Source organism: Dactylosporangium sp. NPDC006015, from assembly GCF_040614215.1.
Taxonomy (GTDB): Bacteria; Actinomycetota; Actinomycetes; order Mycobacteriales; family Micromonosporaceae; genus Dactylosporangium; species Dactylosporangium maewongense.
The window spans coordinates 49,553-69,087 of record NZ_JBEXUD010000051.1 but is presented as its reverse complement, the minus strand read 5'-3'; the positions used below and the strand labels follow the sequence as shown (position 1 = coordinate 69,087).

The 19,535-nt window shown below is 72.8% G+C and carries 16 protein-coding genes; 6 read left to right on the top strand and 10 right to left on the bottom strand.

Annotated features, from left to right (window positions below):
* Positions 1-35: 35 nt before the first annotated feature.
* Both ABZ321_RS49025 and ABZ321_RS49020 read right to left on the bottom strand, forming a co-directional pair.
* On the bottom strand, positions 36-3,254 hold the full coding sequence (locus ABZ321_RS49025; protein WP_354903276.1) for a GH92 family glycosyl hydrolase: 3,219 nt from the start codon (positions 3,252-3,254) through the stop codon (positions 36-38).
* A gap of 225 nt (positions 3,255-3,479) precedes the next feature.
* A complete protein-coding gene (locus tag ABZ321_RS49020) occupies positions 3,480-3,734 on the bottom strand; it encodes a YggT family protein (RefSeq protein WP_344499025.1) in 255 nt (84 codons plus the stop codon).
* A 160-nt stretch (positions 3,735-3,894) separates the two neighbouring features.
* Between ABZ321_RS49020 and ABZ321_RS49015 the strand changes: the two genes are divergently transcribed.
* Positions 3,895-6,204, top strand: a complete 2,310-nt coding sequence (locus tag ABZ321_RS49015; protein ID WP_354903274.1) for a bifunctional diguanylate cyclase/phosphodiesterase — start codon at positions 3,895-3,897, stop codon at positions 6,202-6,204.
* Between the two features lie 14 nt (positions 6,205-6,218).
* On the opposite strand, the gene ABZ321_RS49010 is transcribed toward ABZ321_RS49015, so the two are convergent.
* From ABZ321_RS49010 to ABZ321_RS48995, 4 genes are read right to left on the bottom strand one after another with little or no spacing between them, the layout of a single operon-like run.
* Entirely contained in the window at positions 6,219-6,920 is a 702-nt protein-coding gene (locus ABZ321_RS49010; protein WP_354903273.1) for a hypothetical protein, read from the bottom strand.
* 55 nt (positions 6,921-6,975) lie between these two features.
* Positions 6,976-7,437: a hypothetical protein gene (locus ABZ321_RS49005; protein ID WP_344499019.1), complete on the bottom strand. Its 462-nt coding sequence runs from the start codon at positions 7,435-7,437 to the stop codon at positions 6,976-6,978.
* Positions 7,438-7,490: 53 nt separating this feature from the next.
* On the bottom strand, positions 7,491-7,898 hold the full coding sequence (locus tag ABZ321_RS49000; RefSeq protein ID WP_354903272.1) for a hypothetical protein: 408 nt from the start codon (positions 7,896-7,898) through the stop codon (positions 7,491-7,493).
* Positions 7,899-7,923: 25 nt separating this feature from the next.
* Positions 7,924-8,751 carry an alpha/beta hydrolase gene (locus ABZ321_RS48995; RefSeq protein ID WP_354903271.1) on the bottom strand — a complete coding sequence of 276 codons (828 nt, stop codon included), beginning with the start codon at positions 8,749-8,751 and terminating at the stop codon, positions 7,924-7,926.
* Between the two features lie 133 nt (positions 8,752-8,884).
* Here ABZ321_RS48995 and ABZ321_RS48990 point away from each other — a divergent pair, with 133 nt between their 5' ends.
* Positions 8,885-10,780, top strand: coding sequence for an Hsp70 family protein (locus ABZ321_RS48990; RefSeq protein ID WP_354903269.1), 1,896 nt, complete (start codon positions 8,885-8,887; stop codon positions 10,778-10,780).
* Here the strand turns inward: ABZ321_RS48990 and ABZ321_RS48985 are convergent.
* Positions 10,761-12,017 carry an SGNH/GDSL hydrolase family protein gene (locus ABZ321_RS48985; RefSeq protein ID WP_354903267.1) on the bottom strand — a complete coding sequence of 419 codons (1,257 nt, stop codon included), beginning with the start codon at positions 12,015-12,017 and terminating at the stop codon, positions 10,761-10,763. The two genes, ABZ321_RS48990 and ABZ321_RS48985, sit on opposite strands and share 20 nt — an antisense overlap.
* A 106-nt stretch (positions 12,018-12,123) precedes the next feature.
* Positions 12,124-12,588, bottom strand: coding sequence for an Rrf2 family transcriptional regulator (locus ABZ321_RS48980; protein ID WP_344500686.1), 465 nt, complete (start codon positions 12,586-12,588; stop codon positions 12,124-12,126).
* Between the two features lie 105 nt (positions 12,589-12,693).
* Here ABZ321_RS48980 and ABZ321_RS48975 point away from each other — a divergent pair, with 105 nt between their 5' ends.
* Entirely contained in the window at positions 12,694-13,446 is a 753-nt protein-coding gene (locus ABZ321_RS48975) for an NAD(P)H-binding protein (RefSeq protein ID WP_344499009.1), read from the top strand.
* Positions 13,447-13,511: 65 nt separating this feature from the next.
* Positions 13,512-14,705, top strand: a complete 1,194-nt coding sequence (locus ABZ321_RS48970) for a cytochrome P450 (RefSeq protein ID WP_354903266.1) — start codon at positions 13,512-13,514, stop codon at positions 14,703-14,705.
* A 197-nt stretch (positions 14,706-14,902) separates the two neighbouring features.
* Here the strand turns inward: ABZ321_RS48970 and ABZ321_RS48965 are convergent, their stop codons facing one another.
* Positions 14,903-16,252 (bottom strand): glycosyl hydrolase family 18 protein, encoded by a 1,350-nt coding sequence (locus ABZ321_RS48965; RefSeq protein WP_344500684.1) that lies wholly within the window; start codon positions 16,250-16,252, stop codon positions 14,903-14,905.
* A gap of 254 nt (positions 16,253-16,506) precedes the next feature.
* A complete protein-coding gene (locus ABZ321_RS48960) occupies positions 16,507-17,346 on the bottom strand; it encodes a helix-turn-helix transcriptional regulator (RefSeq protein ID WP_354903264.1) in 840 nt (279 codons plus the stop codon).
* A 114-nt stretch (positions 17,347-17,460) separates the two neighbouring features.
* On the opposite strand from ABZ321_RS48960, the gene ABZ321_RS48955 reads away from it, so the two are divergent.
* Both ABZ321_RS48955 and ABZ321_RS48950 read left to right on the top strand, forming a co-directional pair.
* The gene (locus ABZ321_RS48955) at positions 17,461-18,420 is read left to right on the top strand and encodes an aldo/keto reductase (protein WP_354903263.1); all 960 of its coding nucleotides are present in this window, start codon (positions 17,461-17,463) and stop codon (positions 18,418-18,420) included.
* Between the two features lie 93 nt (positions 18,421-18,513).
* Entirely contained in the window at positions 18,514-19,311 is a 798-nt protein-coding gene (locus tag ABZ321_RS48950; protein ID WP_354903261.1) for a hypothetical protein, read from the top strand.
* Positions 19,312-19,535 lie beyond the last annotated feature (224 nt).

The following is a 19,535-nucleotide window of genomic DNA, read 5'->3' as shown; positions in this document are numbered from 1 at the left end:
GACCACGCCGGGGCGGTTCCCCCGCCCCTGGGGGCTCAGCCGAACGCGCGCAGCTCGTAGATCCGGGTTGCGGTGTCCGTCGTCTGGGTGGGTGTGGTGATGTTGAGGCGGACGTAGCGGGCCGAGAGCGCCACCGGGTGGGTGGTGTTCGCGGCGGTGTTGTTCGTGACCGTCACCGGGGTGCTCCAGGTGGTGCCGTCGTTGGAGACCTGGATGGTGAAGGCCTTCGTGTTGTAGTCGGCGGGCTCGCCGCCGGCCTGGGCGTGGGCGACCTCGAAGCGGGTCAGGGCGCGGACCGAGCCGAGGTCGACCTGCAGCCAGGCGCCCGCGACGCCGGAGCAGAACTTGTCGGTGTTGCCGCCGGAGACGCTGCCGTTGACGGCCTTCTCGGGGCCTTCGGTGGCGGCGCACGCGGTGGAGCCCGTGGCCGGCCGGTTCAGGGCCAGGTTCACCGGGACGGTCGCCGAGCCGTACGCCTCCAGCTCGTAGATGCGCGTCGCCCCGTCGGTGGTCTGTGTCGGGGTGGTGACGTTGAGCCGGACGTACCGGGCGGACGTCGACGCGAACTGGTGGATGGTGACCGGGTCGGCGTTGTTGGTGACGGTGACGGGGGTCGACCAGGTGCTGCCGTCGGTGGACAGCTGCAGGTTGAACGCCTTGGTGTTCAGGTTGGCCGTTTCCGCGCCGGCGCCGGCGTGTTTGACCACGATCTTGTTCAGCGACGCGGCGGACCCGAGGTCGACCTGCAGGTAGGCGCCGGCGACCGTGGAGCAGAACTTGTCGGTGTTGCCGCCGGTCACGCTGCTGTTGACGGCCTTCGACGGGGACTCGTCAGCGGCGCACGCGGTGGAGCCGGTGGCGGGCTTGCCGGCGGCCAGGTTCACCGCGGGGGCGGGGAGGGCGGTGTGGTTCGACGACGGCGGGGTGTCGCCGGCGCCGGTGCCCCACGAGCCCGGCGTGCCCGTCACCGTGTAGGCGAGGTTGCCGCCGTGCGCGATGTCCGCCTGCGACAGCCAGGTGCGGCTGAAGCCGGTGCCGTTCAGGGTGGCGGTGCCGATGTAGCGGTTGCTGTCGCTGACCGACGGGGCGGTGATGTTCAGGACCCCGCCCTGCTGGCTGCCGTACGAGCCGATCGTCACCTTCGCCGACGGGAACTGCGGCGTGCTCACCCCGTAGAAGTTGGCGCCGTTCATCAGCGGGTACAGGCCCAGCGACGAGAACACGTACCACGCCGACATCGTGCCGAGGTCGTCGTTGCCGGTGACGCCGTTGGGGCCGTTGGTGAAGAGGGTGTAGGCGGCCCGCAGCACCGTGGAGGTCTTGTACGGCTGCCCGGTCCACAGGTACGTGTACGGCGCGAGCAGGTCGGGCTCGTTGTTCGGGTTGTACGTGGTGAAGCTGTAGTAGTCGTAGGCGCCGTTGACCCAGGTGTTGTGCGCGGTCCCCGACGGGTCGGTCAGCAGGTTGTTGTAGGCGAAGAAGCTGTCGAGCCGGTTGTTCGCCGCGGTCTTGCCGCCCAGCAGGGAGACCAGGCCGTCGGGGTCCTGCGGGACGAGCCACTGGTACTGGTAGGCGCCCGCCTCGTGGAAGGTGTGCGAGCCGTCGGTCGGCGAGTACGGGGAGCCCCACACGCCGTTGGCGTTGCGCGGGCGGAAGAAGCCGATCGACGGGTCGAACAGGTTGCGGTAGTTCTGCCCGCGCGCCTCGAACATGGTGGCGTCGGCGGTGTTGCCGAGGCCGCGCGCCATGATGGCGAGGGAGGAGTCGGCGGCCGCGTACTCCAGGGTGGCGGAGCTCGGGAACTTGCAGTCGTGGTCCATCGGCAGCACCGGGCCGCACGTGACGCCGGTCGGGATGTAGCCCAGCGACGCGTAGTACGGGTTGCCGTTGCGGCCGTTGATGTTGGTGGGTACGCCGAGCGCGTTCTTGCGCAGCGCCGCGTACACCTGTGACTCGTAGCCGCCGAGCAGGCCGCGCGCCCACAGGTCGACGAGGAACGGGGTGACCGGGTCGCCGGTCATCGTGTTGGTCTCGGTGTTGGCGAGGGACCACTTCGGCAGCCAGCCGAGCTCGCGGTCCACGGCGAGCAGCGACAGCCCGTAGTCCCGGGCGACCTGCGGCTCGAGCAGCGCGACGAGCTGGTTCTGCGCGCGGTACGTATCCCAGAGCGAGAACGTCTGGTAGGGCGTGTACCCGGACGCGGTCCGCACCACGTTGTCGAAGCCGCGGTAGGAGCCGTCGACGTCGCCGGACAGGTTGGGGTGCAGCAGCGAGTGGTACAGCGACGTGTAGAACGCCACCTGCCGGTCGGTCGTGCCGCCGTCGACCTCGGCCTTGTGCAGCTTCGCGTTCCACGTGTCGCGCGCGGCGTTGCGGATGGTGTCGAAGTTGAAGCCGGCGGCGCTGGTCTCGGCGCTGAGGTTGGCCTGGGCTCCGGCGATCCCGGTGTACGAGAGGCCGACCTTCGCCGTCACGACCCGATCGGACGAGGTGTCGAAGCGGACCCAGCCGCCCTTCGCGCCGCTGCCGGACGAGGCGCGGCTGCCGCCGGTGAACGTGGTGCCGGACCAGGTGCCGAAGGAGGCGAACGGCCGGCTGAACCTGGCCGAGAAGTACACGGTGTGCGCGGGCGCCGAGGCGCAGAACCCGGCGGTCGTCACGGACCCTTCGACGGTGTCGCTGCCGACGATCGAGATCGACGACGACTGCGCGCCGGTGCCGCTGCCCCGCGCCTGCGCGGTGTTGAACAGCACGTTGGCCTGGGTGCTCGACGGGAAGGTGTACCGCTGCCAGCCGCTGCGCAGCGTCGCCGTCAGCTCGGTGGTGACGCCGTTGGGGGTGGCGAGCCGGTAGTAGCCGGCGGTCGCCTGCTCCTGGGCGTGGTTGAGCGTCTGGCCGTAGGTGTTGGGGTCGGCGGAGTTGACCGCGCCGATCGTCGGCATGAGCGGCACCTCACCCATCACGGGGCAGCCGACGCCGGACAGGTGGGTGTTGGAGAAGCCCCACACCTTGCCGTGGTCGTAGTTGTACCCCGTGCCGTGGCCGGTGTCCGGGCTGACCTGCACCATGCCGAACGGCAGCGCCGCACCCGGGAAGGTGTTGCCCTCCTTCTGGGTGCCGATCATCGGGTTGACCAGCGTGGTCAGGTCCGCCGGCACGGCCGCCTGAGCCGGCGGCGCGGGCAGGCCGGCGACGGCCGTGGTGACCGCCGCGGTGACCGCCACCAGCAGTGCGCTGAACCGCAGTCTTCTCACAAACGCTCCGTTCGGATGCCACGGCACAGCCGCGGTGAGTGTCCCTGTGACCGCGGCGCGCCGATCGCCGAGGGAAGGAAGCTGGCGGGCTTCCTGCTGGAGAGGTTGGTCGCTGCCCCGAGTTCTGTCAATACTTGACATTTGCTACGGCCGTCGATCCGGGCCATCCACGGACACGAAAACGCCCGCCGCGCCGGAAGGCGGGCGGGCGTCGTGCGGTGCGAGTCAGATCATGCCGATGACCGCTCGCAGGACGATGATCGACAGGAAGACGACGATGAACGCGAGGTCGATCCCGACCCCGCCGAGGCGCAGCGGCGGCAGCACGCGCCGGACCGGCGCCAGGATCGGCTCGGTGACCGCGAACACGCCCGCGGACACCCGCGAGCGGATCGAGCCTTGGGCCGACGGACCGGCCAGGACCACACTCCAGTCGAGGATGGCGCGCGCTATCAGCAACAGCTGCACCACCAGCAGCACCAGACTCACGATGCCGAGAACGAGACCCATCGGATGCCTCCAGTGACCGGGCGGGACGTTCCTCCAACTGTGCGTCACGAATCTGTGGATCCGCTGAGCGCCGGCTGAGATTTGGTTCATGATCCCGGTCACCCGGCCGATGCCGACCTGTGTGAGAGGTGTGGCGGTCTGGCGTCCGACCGGTCTCCTGATCGGCGCGGTCGTCGTGCTGGTCGTCGCGGAGGCGTGGTTCCTGGTGGGGCTCGCCCGGACGACGCCGGCGCTGGTGAGCTGGCTCGCGGTCCCCCTGGCGGTCGGGTGCGCGGTGCGGGCCTGCTGGACGACGAGCGCGGCGGAGGGGATGGCGCCCGGCGCGCGCCGCTTCTGGCGGCACGTGGGGCTCGGCATGGTCTTCATCGGCCTCGGCGGCGCCAGCAACGGCGTCGACATGCTCCTGCGCCTGGTCGCGCCCCAGCACGTGAGTGGCCTCACCGCGGCGGTGTACCTGATGGGCCTGGTGGTGATGCTGTGGGGCCTGTTGCGGATCCCGGGCGCCCACCGCAGCCGGGGCGAGTGGCTGCGCTTCGGCCTCGACACCGCGACCGTCCTCGTCACGGTGATCACCTTCGCCTGGCACTTCATCTTCCGGCACTGGGAGACGTGGTCCGGCGGCAACACCAGCGGCACGTGGGCCGTCATCGCGATCGTCGCGACCGGGTCGGTGTGCGTGTTCGCGTTCATCAAGGTGGCGTTCACCGGCACCGGCCCGCTCGACCGCAAGGCCCTCTACCTGCTCGCCCTCGCCGGCGGTGGCGGCGCGACCGGCGGCGCGCTGACGCCGCTGCTGACCGACCGCCCGCACCTCAACGGCACGCCGGTCGTGCTGCCCCTGACCTGCTTCATCCTGTGCCTGGCCGCGGACCGGCAGCGGCGGGCGGCCGGGGTCGAGCCGGCGACGGCGGTGCGGCGGGAGCGCCGGCCGCTGGTGCCCTACCTGGCGGTCTTCGCCACCGGGGTGCTGCTGCTCGCCGACGCGGCCGCCGGCGGCGACGACGTGCTCGGGGTCGCCCTGGGCACCGTCGTGCTGGTCCTGCTCGTCGCGGCCCGGCAGGCGGCGGCGCTGCGCGACAACGCCGTCCTCGTCGACACGCTCGACAGCCGGCTGCGGGAGCTGGAGGAGTACCAGCAGACCCTCGCCTGGCAGGCGACCCACGACGCACTCACCGGGCTGGCGAACCGTCGGCTGCTCATGCAGTACACGGGCGAGATCCTCGATGCGGGTCAGGACGCGGTCGCGGTCGCGCTGGTCGACGTGGACGACTTCAAGGGCATCAACGACGACCTGGGGCACGCCGTCGGCGACGCGCTGCTGACCGCGGTCGCGGCGCGGCTGGAGTGCCTGCAACCGGACGGCGGCCTGGTCGCCCGGCTCGGCGGCGACGAGTACGCGCTGGTCTTCCCCACCACCGGCGAGCAGCACGCGCTGCACGTCCTGGACACCGTGGCGGCCGAGCTGCGCCGCCCACTCGACGCCGCCGGCCACGCCCTCGTCGTCGAGGCGAGCATCGGCCTGGCCCTGCACGCCGGCGACGCGACCGCGGAGGAGCTGCTGCGGCGCGCGGACGTCGCCATGTACGAGGCGAAGGCGCAGGGCAAGGGGCGGCGCGTCACGTATGCGCCGTGCCTGGACCAGCACAGCGCCGAGCAGGCCCGCACCGCCGCCGACCTGCGGGTCGCGCTGGACACCGGGCAGCTGCGCCTGCACTACCAGCCGATCGTGCGGCTGTCGGACGCCCGTACCGTCGCCGTGGAGGCGCTCGTGCGGTGGCAGCACCCGGAGCGCGGCATGGTGCGCCCCGACCTGTTCATCCCCGCCGCGGAGCGCACCGGCCTCATCGTCCCCGTCGGCCAGTGGGTCCTCACCGAGGCGTGCCGGCAGGCCGCCAGGTGGCGTGACGAGCTCGGCCCCGACGGGCTGGAGTACGTGTCGGTGAACGTGTCACCGCGGCAGCTGCGCGAGGCCGGCTTCGCCGCGCAGGTCCAGGCGACCCTGCACAGCGTCGGCCTGCACCCCCGCCACCTCACCGTCGAGGTCACCGAGACGGCCGTGTTCGACGGCGGGTCCGGCCTGGAGGAGCTGCACCAGCTCAAGCGCCTCGGCGTCAACGTCGCCCTCGACGACTTCGGCACCGGCCACTCGTCCCTCGGCCTGCTGCGCACCTGCCCCGTCGACCTGCTGAAGGTCGACAAGTCGTTCGTCGACAACATCACCGACCGGGGCGACCGTTCGGTGATCGCGGAGGCCCTCATCGGCATCAGCGACGGCCTGCGCCTGCGCGCCGTCGCCGAGGGCGTCGAGACCGAGGCCCAGGCGGGGGTGCTGCGCCGGCTCGGCTACCGCTACGCGCAGGGCTACCACTTCGGCCGCCCCATGCCGGCCGCGGACCTCGCCGCCCACGTGCGGGCCGCCCACCCCGCCACGGTCGGCTGACCGCCCCGGCGGCGTCACCCGTCGACCGGGAGCGGGGCGTCGCAGACGGCGCAGGCGAAGTCGCCGTCGTGCACGATGTTGCGCTGGCCGCAGCTCGTACAGCGGCGGAAGAGCACCGCGTCGGTGAACCCGCCCGGGTGGGGCGTGCCGGCCGCGTCGAGGGCGGCCGCGACGGCCGGCCAGCATTCCGGGTCGGGGCAGTAGCCGGTGGACTGGTTGCTCACCCGGTCGACGCGCCAGCCCGCCGCGGACCCCGGCTCCCCCGTGGCGAATCCCATCATGTCGCCGGGACGGAGCCGGTCCGCGGCCACGGGCAGCAGGTCGTCCCACAGCTCGGCGGGCCACGCCGCGGCGATCTCCTCCAGCTCGTCGACCCGGTCCGCCCCGCGCCGGACGTACTCCCGGAGCCCGTCGATCGCGACCTGGTCGCCGCCGCGGCCGAGCTGCACCAGCACCTGCGTCGCGTTGCCGACTGCGTTGTCGTCGTCCTCGCCCCGCAGCACGTCGACGATCCGCCCGGCGTCGATCCCCAGGTCGCGGACGAGCCGCGCCAGGTACAGGGCCCTGTCGTCGAAGATCCACCAGAACCGGTGGTCGCGCCGGACGCACGCCATGACGTCCTCGGGGTCCCGCACCAGCGCGGCGCCCCGGCCGAGGCCGCGCTGCAGCGTCCCGGCGACCGTGGACGGGCTGTCGTAGTACCACTCGCTGCTCAAGCACCACATGCTCCGCCCGCCGCGCCCGGGCCGCGAGCGAATTGCCGCCTGCCGCTCAGTAGGTGCGGTGGTGGCACCAGGAGCGGGCGGCGCGGGTGTTGAGCAGGATCAGGAACAGGGCCGGGAAGGCGGCGCTGACGATCGTCGACACGGTGAGCAGCGACGTGGAGTAGGCCTGCCACGCGACCGAGGCGAGGCTCAGGACGTTGAGCACGGTGAGCAGGATCCGGGCCCAGTTGCGGCCGCGCTGGACCTTGCGGCCGAGGATGATGGCGATCAGGCCGACCCCGGCGAAGACGGCGACGACGACCGCGACGGCGGACGTGACGGACGCGTCGTAGGTGCCGAGGCGACCGCCGAGCTGCTTGGTCATCTCCGAGGCGGCCAGGGCGAAGAGCGCGGCGATCCCCAGCATGAGGAGGCCGCCGAGGTACTGGAAGATCGCGACGACGTGCAGCGAGGCGGGTGCGGTGGTGCGCATCGCGTACGCCTGCTGCGGCGGGTATGCGTAAGCCATACCGAGGAGCATGGCCCGGCGCCGCCGCGGGCGACTCGCACGTTCATGCCACTTCAGTCCGGTGGGCCCCGGCGGACGTACGGCAGGGCGGCCCCGTCGTCGGTGCGGACCACCCGGCGGTCGCCGAGCGGCTTGGACAGCGTCAGCGAGTCCCAGGCCGTCTGGCCGTCGGAGCCGAGGCCGGCGCAGGCCCCGCCGGCGCGTGGCGTCCTGCTGACGACGTCGCCGACGCGGACCTCGGTCGACGTCTCCGCGGCGGCGATGGTGAACTGGCCGGAGCACCAGCCCTCGTGCGGCCAGTCGAAGCGGATCATGATGGTGTTGGGGTCGCCGCCCTGGCCGAGGTCCGAGTACGCGGTCGGCCGGTGCCGCGTCTCTGCCGGCCCGGCGGAGCCGCCGTAGAAGAGCGCGGTCACGACCAGGCCCGCGAAGGCCAGCAGGACGATCCACCAGTGCCGCACGCGCCGATGGTACGGTCGCGGCGCGCTACGTGAGGGCCCGCAGCGCGGCGGCGATCTGGGCGACGGCGACCGCGGCGTCCTTCGTCAGCGCCAGCTTCCTCGGGAAGTTGTGGAAGGTTCCCTGGTACCGGGTGGCGATGACCGGCACGCCCGCGGACGCGAGGAAGGCGGCGTACCGCTCGGCCTCGTCGCGCAGGATGTCGAGCTCGGCGGTGACGACGACCGCCGGCGGCAGGCCGGCCGGGTCGGCGAGGAACGGGTCGAGGTCCGGCTGGTGCCGGTCCACGCCCGGCGGGCAGAACAGGTCCCAGAACTCGGCCATCTCCTGCGGCCACAGCCCGTCGTTGCCGAGGTCCGGGTAGTCCATGGCGGGGCTCAGCGCGGGGCAGATCAGCACCTGCGCCAGCAGCCCCCGGCCGGCGTCGCGTTCCCGCCGGGCGGTGACCGCCGCGAGCAGCCCGCCGGCGGAGTCACCGGCGACCGCGACGGCCGTGGGGTCCAGTCCGTGCTGGCGCCCGTACACCCGCAGCCACCCGCAGACGGTGTCGATGTCCTCGAACGCGGCCGGGAACGGCGACTCGGGCGCCCGCCGGTAGTCCACGGCGAGCACCGCCCAGCCGGTCTCGGCGGCGAGGAGCCGGCACAGCCCGTCGTGCGTGGTGAGGTCGCCGAGGACCCAGCCGCCGCCGTGCGCGTAGACGATCACCGGCGGCTCCGCCGCGTCACCGTCCTGATAGAGCCGGACGGGCACCCCGTCCGCGTCGAGGTCCCGCACGGTCCGGACGGCCCGGCCGGGCCCGACCTGCTCGCCGACCGCGTCGACCATCACCTGCCGCTGCGCCACATGATCCACGGCAGCAGTATGCCGCAGCGCCGCGCATCCTGAGCCTGTGCGCCCAGCGGTCGTGCAGCTCGAAGCCCCGCGGCCTGCCGGCGATCCCGGGCCGATGTCGCCGGAACGGGTGGATGCGTTACTGTGCCGCGCCATGACGCGTGCGCGGTCCCGGCTGGGCATCGACTTCGGCACGTCCACGACGATCGCGGTGCTGCAACGGGCCGACGGGCGCGTCCAGCAGCTGCTCTTCGACGGCTCGCCGCTGCTGTCCTCCGCCGTGCTGCTCGGGCCCGACGGGCGCCTGCACACCGGGCGCGACGCGGCGCACCTGTCGCACAGCTTCCCGGAGCGGCTCGAACCCAACCCGAAGCGCCGCATCACGGACACCGCCGTCCTGCTCGGCGACGCGGAGGTCGGCGTCCGGGACCTGGTCGCCGCGGTCCTGCGGCGGGTCGCGGCCGAGGCGGCCAGGGTCGCCGGCCCCCAGGTCGTACAACAGGGTGACGTCACGCTCACCCACCCCGCCGACTGGGGCGCGGGCCGCCGGGCGCTGCTCACCGACGCGGCGCTGCTCGCCGGGTTCGACCCCGGCGGGGTGCGGCTGGTGCCCGAGCCCGTGGCCGCCGCGACCTTCCTCGCGGAGGCGCAGGAGGTGCCAGTGGGTGCCGTCGTCATGGTGTACGACCTGGGCGCCGGCACCTGTGACGCCACGCTGCTGCGCCGCCGGGCGGACGGGTTCGAGCCCTTCGCGTCCGCGGGCCTCAACGACCTCGGCGGCCTCGACGTGGACGCGGCGGTCGTCGGCTTCCTGCAGGCGACGTACGGCACCCTCTGGACCGACGCGGCGACCCGGCGCCGGCTGTGGGACCAGGTGCGGGCCGCGAAGGAGATGCTGTCGCGCGCCAGCGGCACCGTGATCATGGTGCCGGCGCTCGGGCGGGAGGTGCCGCTCGGGCGGGAGCAGCTGGAAGGCCTGATGCGGCCGGTGCTGCGGCCGAGCGTGGCGATGGTGCAGTCGCTGCTCGCCGAGGACGGGCTGCGGCCTGCCGAGCTCGCCGGGCTGTTCCTCGTCGGCGGCTCCAGCCGGATTCCCCTGGTGGCGACGATGCTGCACGAGGCGCTCGGGATCGCGCCGGTCGTCGCCGAGCAGCCCGAGCTGGTGGTGGCCGAGGGCGCGCTGACCGTCTCACGACCGGCCCCTGCCACGACGGACACGACCGCCGGCTCCCCCACCGCCCCGCCGCATCCCGGCGCCCCACCGGCCGGCTCCACGCCGCACCCCGGCGCCACGCAGAGCACCGGCGCAGCGCGGGATGCCGGCGCCGCGCGGGATGCCGGCGCCGCGCCTGTCGAGACGGTGGCCGCCGCGCGGTCCGGGGCACGCGGGCGGGGGTCGCGGAAGCGGCTGCTCGCCGGGATCGCCGCGGCCGTCGTCGTCCTCGCCGGTGCCGCCGTCCTCCTGGCCAACCTGCCGGACGACTCCGCCGGAGCGTCCGACGGCACCTCGCCGACCGCCGTCGCCGCCCGCTACGACCTGAGGAAGGTCCCCGACGATCTGTGCGCCAGCATCGACCTGGCGCCGTTCGCCGGCCTGTACGAGAAGGCGGACTCCCCACCGGCGTCCCGGCTCGACGTCGGCGCGGCCGGCGGCAACGCGTCGTGCATCGCGGTCCGGCTGCACGACAACGGGGTCGGGCGCGCCTCCTTCGCCGCCGAGCTCCGGATCACCCCCGAAGAGGCGACCGCCGCGTACGACTACAAGCAGCGCATCGCCGGCGACGCCGCCCTCAACCTGCAGCCCGTCCAGCTGACGGGTCTCGGCGAGGAGGCCGTCGTCTTCGAGATGGCCGGCGCCAGCGCGCAGGCGAAGACGATGCTGACCCTGCGCATCGGCGTCCGCGACGGCAACCTGGTGTGGCAGATGCGGATCTCCGTCGACCGTCAGGACAAGGCCGGCTGGACGGCCGCGCAGAAGCAGGACCTCCGCGACCGTCTCGTCACCGTCACCCGGGCGGCGCTGCCGAAGGTCACGGCTGCGGTGCGTTGACGATCTGGATGTCGTCGACGTAGCCGCGGAACGTGCCCGTGGCGCCGGGCTGGTCGTAGCCGATGCGGATCTGGTCGACGGTGCCGCCCGCCAGGCCGGCGAGGCTGACCTGCACCAGGTTCCACTGGTTGACCACCAGGCGCCGGCCCTCGCCCTGGAACTGCGGGTGTGCCCTGACCCCGGACTGGTCCACGGCGCCCGAGTCGCGCAGCGACCGGCCGTCGGTGAGCGCGAGGTCGAGCGCCACGAAGGTGCCGTTGACGGACTGCGGATAGATCCAGTAGGTGAGCGTGGTGCCCGCGGTCAGCGGCAGGTGCACGTCGAAGACCCGGTTGTAGGAGTACGACCCCGCGGCGCTGGTGTCGGTGCCGGAGTACATGAGCGCGTAGGTGCCGCCGTGCGCGACCTCCGCCCGGCGGCCCGACTCCATCGACGTGAGGCCGCAGCAGTACCCGGTGACGTTGCGCGCCGCCTGCACCGTGTCGGTCCACGTGAGCGGCGGCGCGGCGGCCCCGAAGTCGGTCTTGAACAGCGGCCACGGCCGGCCGGCGCCGAGCACCGGCTGGAGCGCGGAGAACCACACGTCGGCGAGCTTGGCGTAGCCGCCGTCGGTCGGGTGGATCCGGTCGGGGCCGATGTCGGCCAGGGTCAGGTTGGCGTGGAAGTCGGCCAGGCGGACCTTCTTGCCCGCCGCGGCCTTGGCCTGGACGATGCCCGGGATCTGGCCGTTGTACGCGCGGACCCTCGCCTCCACCGCCGCGTCCGGGTTCGGCACGAGCGTCGAGACGACGACCGTCGCGGTCGGGGCGGCCCGCAGGATCTGGTCGACGAGGGCGCTCAGGCGCGCCGGCGCGTTGGGCAGGTCGTAGCTCTGCAGCATGTCGTTGGTGCCGACGTTGAGCAGCACGACGTCGGGCCGGGCCGCCGCGATCCAGGCGTCGGCGCCGGCCGCGACCTGGTCGACGCGGTACCCGGGATGCCCCTCGTTGTCGTTGTCCGCGGCGGTGCCGGAGCGCTGCGAGCCGACCATGTCGAGCGCGACCCCGGCGTCGTCGGCGAGGTGCCGGCGCAGCGCCTCCCGGTAGCCGTTGCCGTCGGTGGAGCTGGTGCCCCACGTGATCGACGCACCCAGCGGCATGATCCGGGCGGGCGTCGCCGCCTGGGACGCGGCCGCGGGGACCACGGCGCACGCCGCGGCGGCCAGCACCATCGTCAGGGCACGGACGGACGCGCGCACGGCAGCTCCTCGATCGACCGGGATGTTGCCGTACAGCTAAGAGCATCGATACGAGTTGTGTCAACGATGTCAGATCACTGGAGCGCCCCCGCCGCGCGTGGCGGCGTCAGCGCAGCCAGGCGCGGATGCCGTCGAAGACGGCCGGGCCGTAGTCGCCGGTGACGCTCTCGGCGAGGTCGGCGATGGTGACCGCCCGCAGCGCCTCCCGCCAGGCGTGCTCGGCGGCGGCCATCGCGCGGCTGATCGCGCACGGCGCCGTGCACATTTCCGCCGGGGTCGCGAGGGGCCCCCGCTGGCGGATCTCCGTGCACACGAACGCCGGCTGCGGCCCGTCCACGGCCACCACCACGTCCAGCACGGTGATCTCGCCCGCCGGGCGGGTGAGCCGGTAGCCGCCGGCGTGCCCCTGCACCGAGTGGACCAGGCCGGCCCGGGACAGGCTCTGCAGCTGCTTGGCCAGATAGCTGCCGGAGACGTCGTGCAGCTCGGCGAGTCGCCCCGCCGGCACGGGCGCGGGCGCCGCGGTGAGCACCACGCAGCAGTGCAGCGCCCACTCGACCCCGCCCGACATCTTCACCCCGCCATCCTACTTGACTCGGACACTTCATGTCCGGGTATGGTGGTGGCATCATCCCGGACAAGATTTGTCCGAGTTGGATCTGTGGAGGAGACCCTCATGAAGTTCGTCATCATCGGCGGCACGGGCCTGATCGGCGGCAAGCTCACCCACCTGCTGCGCACCGCCGGCCACGAGGTCGTCCCGGCCTCCCCGGCCACCGGCGTCAACACCGTCACCGGCGAGGGCCTGCCGGAGGTCCTGGCCGGCGCCCAGGTCGTGGTCGACGTGTCGAACTCGCCGTCGTTCGAGGACGCGGCGGTCCTCGAGTTCTTCCGCACCTCGGCCCGCAACCTCCTCGCCGCCGCCCGCACCGCCGGCGTCTCCCACGTCGTCGCCCTGTCGGTCGTCGGCGCCGACCGCCTGCCCGACAGCGGATACCTGCGGGCCAAGGTCGCCCAGGAGGCCGCGATCACCGGGTCCGGGCTGCCGTTCACGATCCTGCGGGCCACCCAGTTCTTCGAGTTCACGCAGGCGATCGCCCAGTCCTCGGTCGTCGACGGCGCCATCCACCTCCCGCCGGCGCTCTACCAGCCGGTCGCCGCCGACGACGTCGCCGCCACCCTCGCCGACGTCGCGCAGGCCGCCCCGGTCGACGGGATCGTCGAGCTCGGCGGCCCGGAGCCGGTGCGCATGGACGAGCACGTCCGCCGCTTCCTCGCCGCCCAGGAAGGCGCCGAGCCGGTCCAGGAGGTGACGACCGACCCGCACGCCCGCTACTTCGGCACCGAGCTCGACGACACCTCCCTGACCCCCGGCCCGGGCGCCCGCATCGGCACCATCCACTTCGTCGACTGGCTCGGCAAGCCCTGACCGCACATTCATCACTCACGGTGACCGGGGCACCGAATCGCGTGATGATTGGCTACCGTGGATGGGTGACTACCGCGCCGAGCACGCCGCTGTTCACGCAGGACTTCTGGGACGACCCGCATCCGGTGTACGCCGCGATGCGGGAGCAGGCGCCGGTGCACCGGCTGCAGCTGCCGACCGGCATGGAGATGTGGCTGGTCACCAGGTATGCCGACGCCAGGTCGGCGCTCGGCGACCCGCGGCTGTCGAAGCGGGTCGGCGCGACCGCGAACGCCGCGGCCCTCGCCCGGGAGGTCAGTGCCCCGCTGACCAGGCACCTGCTGGCGAACGACCCGCCGGACCACACCCGGCTGCGGCGGCTCGTCGCGAAGGCGTTCACCGCCCGCCGGGTGGAGCAGCTGCGCGGCCGGGTCGAGGAGCTCAGCGCCGCCCTGATCGCCGGCATGGCCGAGCGGGAGCACGGCGACGTCATCGACGACTACGCCGTGCAGCTGCCGATCCAGGTCATCTGTGAGCTGCTCGGCATCCCGCAGGAGGATCAGACGGAGTTCCGGCGCTGGACCGGCGTCCTGGTGGCCGGGTCAGTGGAGCGGTCCGGCGTCCCGGAGGCCGCCGCGAGCTTCCTCGCCTACCTGCGGACCCTGATCGCGACGAAGCGCGCCGAGCCGGCCGACGACCTGCTCAGCGCGCTCATCGCGACCACCGACGAGGGCGACCGCCTCGACGAGGACGAGCTCACGTCGATGGTGTTCCTGCTGCTGATCGCCGGGCACGAGACCACGGTCAACCTGATCGGCAACGGCATGTGGACCCTGCTGACCCGCCCGGAGGAGCACCGGCGCCTCCTCGCCGACCCGGCGCTGATCCCGCGGGCCGTCGAGGAGTTCCTGCGCCTGGAGTCACCGGTGGAGACGGCGACGTTCCGGGTGGCGATGGAGCCCGTCACGTACGGCGGCATCACCATCCCGGCGGGCGCCGTCGTCGCCATCTCGCTGCTCAGCGCGGACCGCGACCCGGACCGCTTCCCCGACCCGGCCGCGGTCGACCTGGACCGCCCCGACAACCAGCACCTGGCCTTCGGCCACGGCATCCACTACTGCCTCGGCGCTCCCCTGGCCCGGCTGGAGGCGCAGATCGCCTTCCGCGACCTCCTCGCCGCGTTCCCGGCGATGCGCCTGGCCGTGCCCGCCTCGGAGCTCATCTGGCGCCCCGGCGTCCTCATCCACGGCACCACGACCCTGCCGGTCCACCTCGGCTGAACACCGAGCCGCCCGGCCACCTCGGCTGGACACCAACGCTCCCGGCCATCTCGGCTGGACACCAAGGCGCCCGGCCATCTCGGCTGGACACCAAGGCGCCCGGCCATCTCGGCTGGACACCAAGGCGCCCGGCCATCTCGGCTGAACACCGAAGTGGCCGGGCACGAAGGCCCGGCCACCGGTTGCGCACAACTTGCTTAGGGCAGGACCCAGCGCTGGTTCGCGCCGGCGAAGCAGTCCCAGATCTGCAGGCGGGTGCCGTCGGTGGACACGTTGCCGGTCACGTCGAGGCACCTGCCGGAGACGGGGTTGCGCAGCGTGCCGTCGGACTGCGACTGCCAGACCTGGGCGCCCGTGCCGTTGCAGTCCCAGAGCTGGATCTTCGTGCCGTTGGCGGTGCCGGCGCTGGTGACGTCCATGCACTTGCCGAGGGCCCGCAGCGTGCCGTCACCCGCGACGGTCCAGTTCTGCGCGGTGGTGCCGTTGCAGGTGTACAGCTGGACCGCGGTGCCGTTGGCGGAGGAGGCGGCGGCGACGTCGACGCACTTGCCGGCGATCCCCGTGATGCGGCCGGTGCGGCCACCCGGGTTCGTCGTCGGGCCGCCGGTCGGCTGGGTGCCGCCGGTGGCCGTGGTGTAGATCGCGCTGACCAGCGAGGTGCTGGTGTTGGTGTCCTGGGACAGCTCCCAGTTCATGATGCCGCCGGCGTTGGCCATGGCCCACGTGGTCTTGCGCTTGATCGTCGGGATGCCGTTGTAGCACTCCTGGACGCCGTTGATCGTGGTGCAGTCCCGGTTGGCGTTCGCCGGGTCGCGGGCCACGAGGTCGCTGTACGTGTAGTAGCCGGGCCGCGAGTAGAACGGCACGCCGAGGACCGCCTTCGAGGCCGGCAGGCCGCGGCCCTTCCAGAAGTTCACGGCCGCGATCGACCAGTCGTAGTTCGCGTGCGGGCTGCCGCCGTCGTAGGCCATGATGTTGAGCCAGTCGACGTAGCCGAACACGGCCGGCTGCACGCCGTTGGCGGTGCCGCCCTCGGACACGACGGCGGCGGTGAGGAGCTTGCCGCGGCTGTGCATGGCGGTGCTCAGCTGCGACATGAGCGCGGTGTAGTTGTTGCCGGAGGTGCCCGGGTCGGGGTACTCCCAGTCGATGTCGACGCCGTCGAGGTTGTACTGGTTGACCAGGTTCACGATGTTGTTGACGAACGCGGTCCGGGCGGTCGCGTTGCCGGCCAGGCCCTCGAAACCGGAGTCGTTGCCGTCGTTCCAGCCGCCGACGGCGATGGAGACCTTGACGCCCGCGGCGTGGCCGAGCGACACGATCGACTGCAGCTTCGACGGGTTGTCGAGGCCCTGCAGGCTGCCGTTGCTGTTGGGCAGCACGAACGCGTAGTTGATGTGGGTCAGCTTGCTGTACTGGATGCTGTTGGCGCTGCCGGCCCACGACGGCATGTAGCCGACGCTCTTGAACCCGTTGGGCAGCGTGGCGGCATCGGCGGCACCCTGGTTGACCAGGGCGAAGACGCCACCCGCGGCGGCGGTGGCGATGGCGAGCGCACCGGCGGCGAAGGCCGACCGGCGGGCCCGGTGGCGTCCGGGACGGGCGGTCCCGGGCTCCAGTTCGGACGAGGAGGACAACGGGTGCTCCTTCGGATGGTCGGCCGGCGGCGAACGGGCAGGGTGGGATACCCGCAACCACTGAAGGAGGTGCCACCGGCGCGATGACAGGTGGCTGAAACGATAGGAAAGTTAACTGTCGGATGTCAATCAAAGTCGCGAAGAAAGTCGGTACCAGCGGGTATTCATGCGCTGAAATGTGTCAACCCGACCACTGAGAGCAACGCCAGCTTCTCCGCGGCGTCGGTGCCCGGCTGTGGCGTCAGCACGAGCAGCTTCTGCCCCAGGTCCGGCGTCACCAGCGTCTCGCAGTCCAGGTGGATGACCCCGACCTGCCGGTTGACGATCCGCTTGCGGTCGGAGCGGCGGACCGCGACCTCGTGCTCGCCCCACAGGGCCGCGAACTGCGGGCTCGCCGCGAGCAGCCGGTGCACCAGCCCGTCGACGTCCGAGTCGCCGTGCCGCCGGGCGGCGGTCGCCCGCAGGTCCGCCACCGTGACCCGGCTGTGGTGCTCGGCGTCCTCCTGCGGGTACGCCTGCCGCCACTCCGGATCGGTGAACCACCGCCACGCGTGGAAGCGCCGGTCGCCGCGGAAGCTGGTCTGGTCGCCGAACAGCAGCGTCGCCATCCGGTTCTGCGCCAGGGTCTCCCCCAGGTCGCTCGCCACCGTCGCGGGCGTGTCGCCGAGCAGGTCGAGCATCCGCAGCAGGCCCGCCCGCGCGTGCGTGGCCCCGCCCGGCGACCGCGGCGGCTGCTGCCCGGCCAGGTGATACAGGTGGTCCCGCTCGTCCTCGGTCAGCCGCAGCGCCCTGGCGAGGGCCGACAGCATCTGCGCCGACGGCTGCGCGCTGCGGCCCTGCTCCAGGCGCACCACGTAGTCGGTGGACATGCCGGCGAGCAGGGCGACCTCCTCGCGGCGCAGCCCGGCGGTGCGCCTTCGCGGCCCCTCCGCGAGCCCGACGTCCGCCGGGCGGATCGCTTCGCGCCGGCGGCGCAGGAAGTCGGCGAGGTCGTCACGCTGCATGCCTTCATCCTCGCCGCTCGCGGGGGCGCGCAGCCAGGGACCGCCGCTCCTACGAAAAGCGCTCCGCTGTGTGTTGTCCTCCATCAGGGGCAGTGTCGAGGCATGGAGCAAAACATGAACGGCCCTGTGATCGGGCTGGGCGCGATGGGCATGTCGGGCATGTACGGCCCGGCGGACCGCGCCGAGAGCATCGCCACCATCCACGCCGCGATCGACGCCGGCGTGACCCTGATCGACACCGGCGACTTCTACGGGATGGGCCACAACGAGCTGCTCATCCGCGACGCGCTGCGCCCCGGCGACCGCGACAAGGTCCGGCTCAGCGTCAAGTTCGGCGCGCTGCGCGGCCCCGACAACGCGTGGGGCGGCATGGACACCCGCCCGGCCGCGATCCGCAACTTCCTCGCGTACACCCTGGTCCGCCTCGGCGTCGACCACATCGACGTCTACCGCCCCGCCCGCCTCGACCCCGCGGTGCCGATCGAGGAGACCATCGGCGCCATCGCGGACCTGGTCAAGGAGGGGTACGTCCGGGAGATCGGCCTCTCGGAGGTCGGCGCCGACGTCATCCGCCGGGCGCACGCCGTGCACCCGATCGCGGACCTGCAGATCGAGTACTCGCTGCTGTCCCGCGGCGTGGAGGACCAGGTGCTGCCGGTGCTGCGCGAGCTGGGCATCGGCATGACCGCCTACGGGGTGCTGTCCCGGGGCCTGCTGTCCGGCCACTGGCGCGCCGACCGCCCGCTCGCGGCGGGGGACTTCCGGGCGCACGGCCCGCGCTTCGCACCCGAGAACGTGGGCCACAACCTGGCCCTGGTCGAGGCGCTGCGGTCCGTCGCGGCCGCGAAGGGCGTCACGGTCGCGCAGCTGGCGATCGGCTGGGTCGCCGCGCAGGGCGCCGACATCGTGCCGCTGGTCGGCGCGCGGACCCGCGAGCGGCTCGCCGAGGCCCTGGTCCCGGTCGCGCTCACCGCCGCGGATCTCGCGGCGATCGAGGCCGCCGTGCCGGCGGACTCGGCCCACGGCTCGCGCTACCCGGCGCCGATGATGACCCACCTGGGCACCGACCGATAGCTGACCGACGATGCGTGACTAACCGTTCGCCCTGTGTACACCTGTCGATCCCATCCTTACCGTCGAGGTAAGCCTGACGGGTGGGAGGCGAAGATGGTGGGTGGGGCCCGGGGCGCGGCGGTCATGGCGGTGACGGTCGCGCTGGTGGGGGTGCTGGGGGCGTGCGGCGGCGCTCCACCGGGTCCCGGCCCCGCCACCACCCCGGCGTCCCCCGCGCCCACCGCCCAGGCGACGGCAGCGCCGACGACGGACCGCCCTGCCTCGACGAAGACGCCGGCCTCGACCTCGACGAAGACGCCGTCGGTGAAGCGGACCACCAAGGCGGCCCGGCCGTCGCTCAGCGAGAGCCAGCTGAAGAAGGCGCTGATCGCCGCCGACGACATCGGGCCGGGCTGGAAGACCATGAGCGGCGGCGGCAGCGGGGTCTGGCCGTGCGACGAGGAGCCGGACACCACACCCGACGCGACCGCGGTCCGCAAGTTCGACCACCCCGGCAGCCCGGAGACGCAGGCGTCGGTGTCGCTCGCCGCGTACGAGGACTCCGACGCGGCCGCCGACTTCCTCGACGAGCTCCGCGACAACATCGGCGACTGCGAGGACGAGCCGGTCGACCTCGGCGGCGGGATCGAGCTGTCCTTCAAGGAGATCGAGCTGCTGCGGTCCAACGGCAACACCACCGACTCCGAGGTGCTGTCGGTCGCGATCCGGCAGGAGCAGGACGGCCGCTTCGCCGCCGACGGCGTCATCATCTTCATCCGCATCGAGGATGTGGTGGGCTCGGCGCAGGTGATCGCCCCGGCGCGGCGCAGCACGGCGATGGACCAGGTCGCGATCCAGATCGCCCGGCTGCAGCTGGAGCGGGCGGCCGACAAGCTGGGACGGTCGGCATGACCACCACGCCGCCCGTGCTGACCGATCCGCCGCCGGGTCCGGAGCCCGACCCCACGCCTTCTCCTGTACCCGTACCTTCGCCGTCGCCCGCACCCGCGCCTTCGCCCGTACCCGCACCTTCGCCCGCGCCCGCGCCGTCGCCTGATCCTGAGCCCGCGCCCGATCCCGAGCCTTCGCCGGATCCGGATCCGGATCCGGAGCCGACACCCGATCCCGGCCCGGAT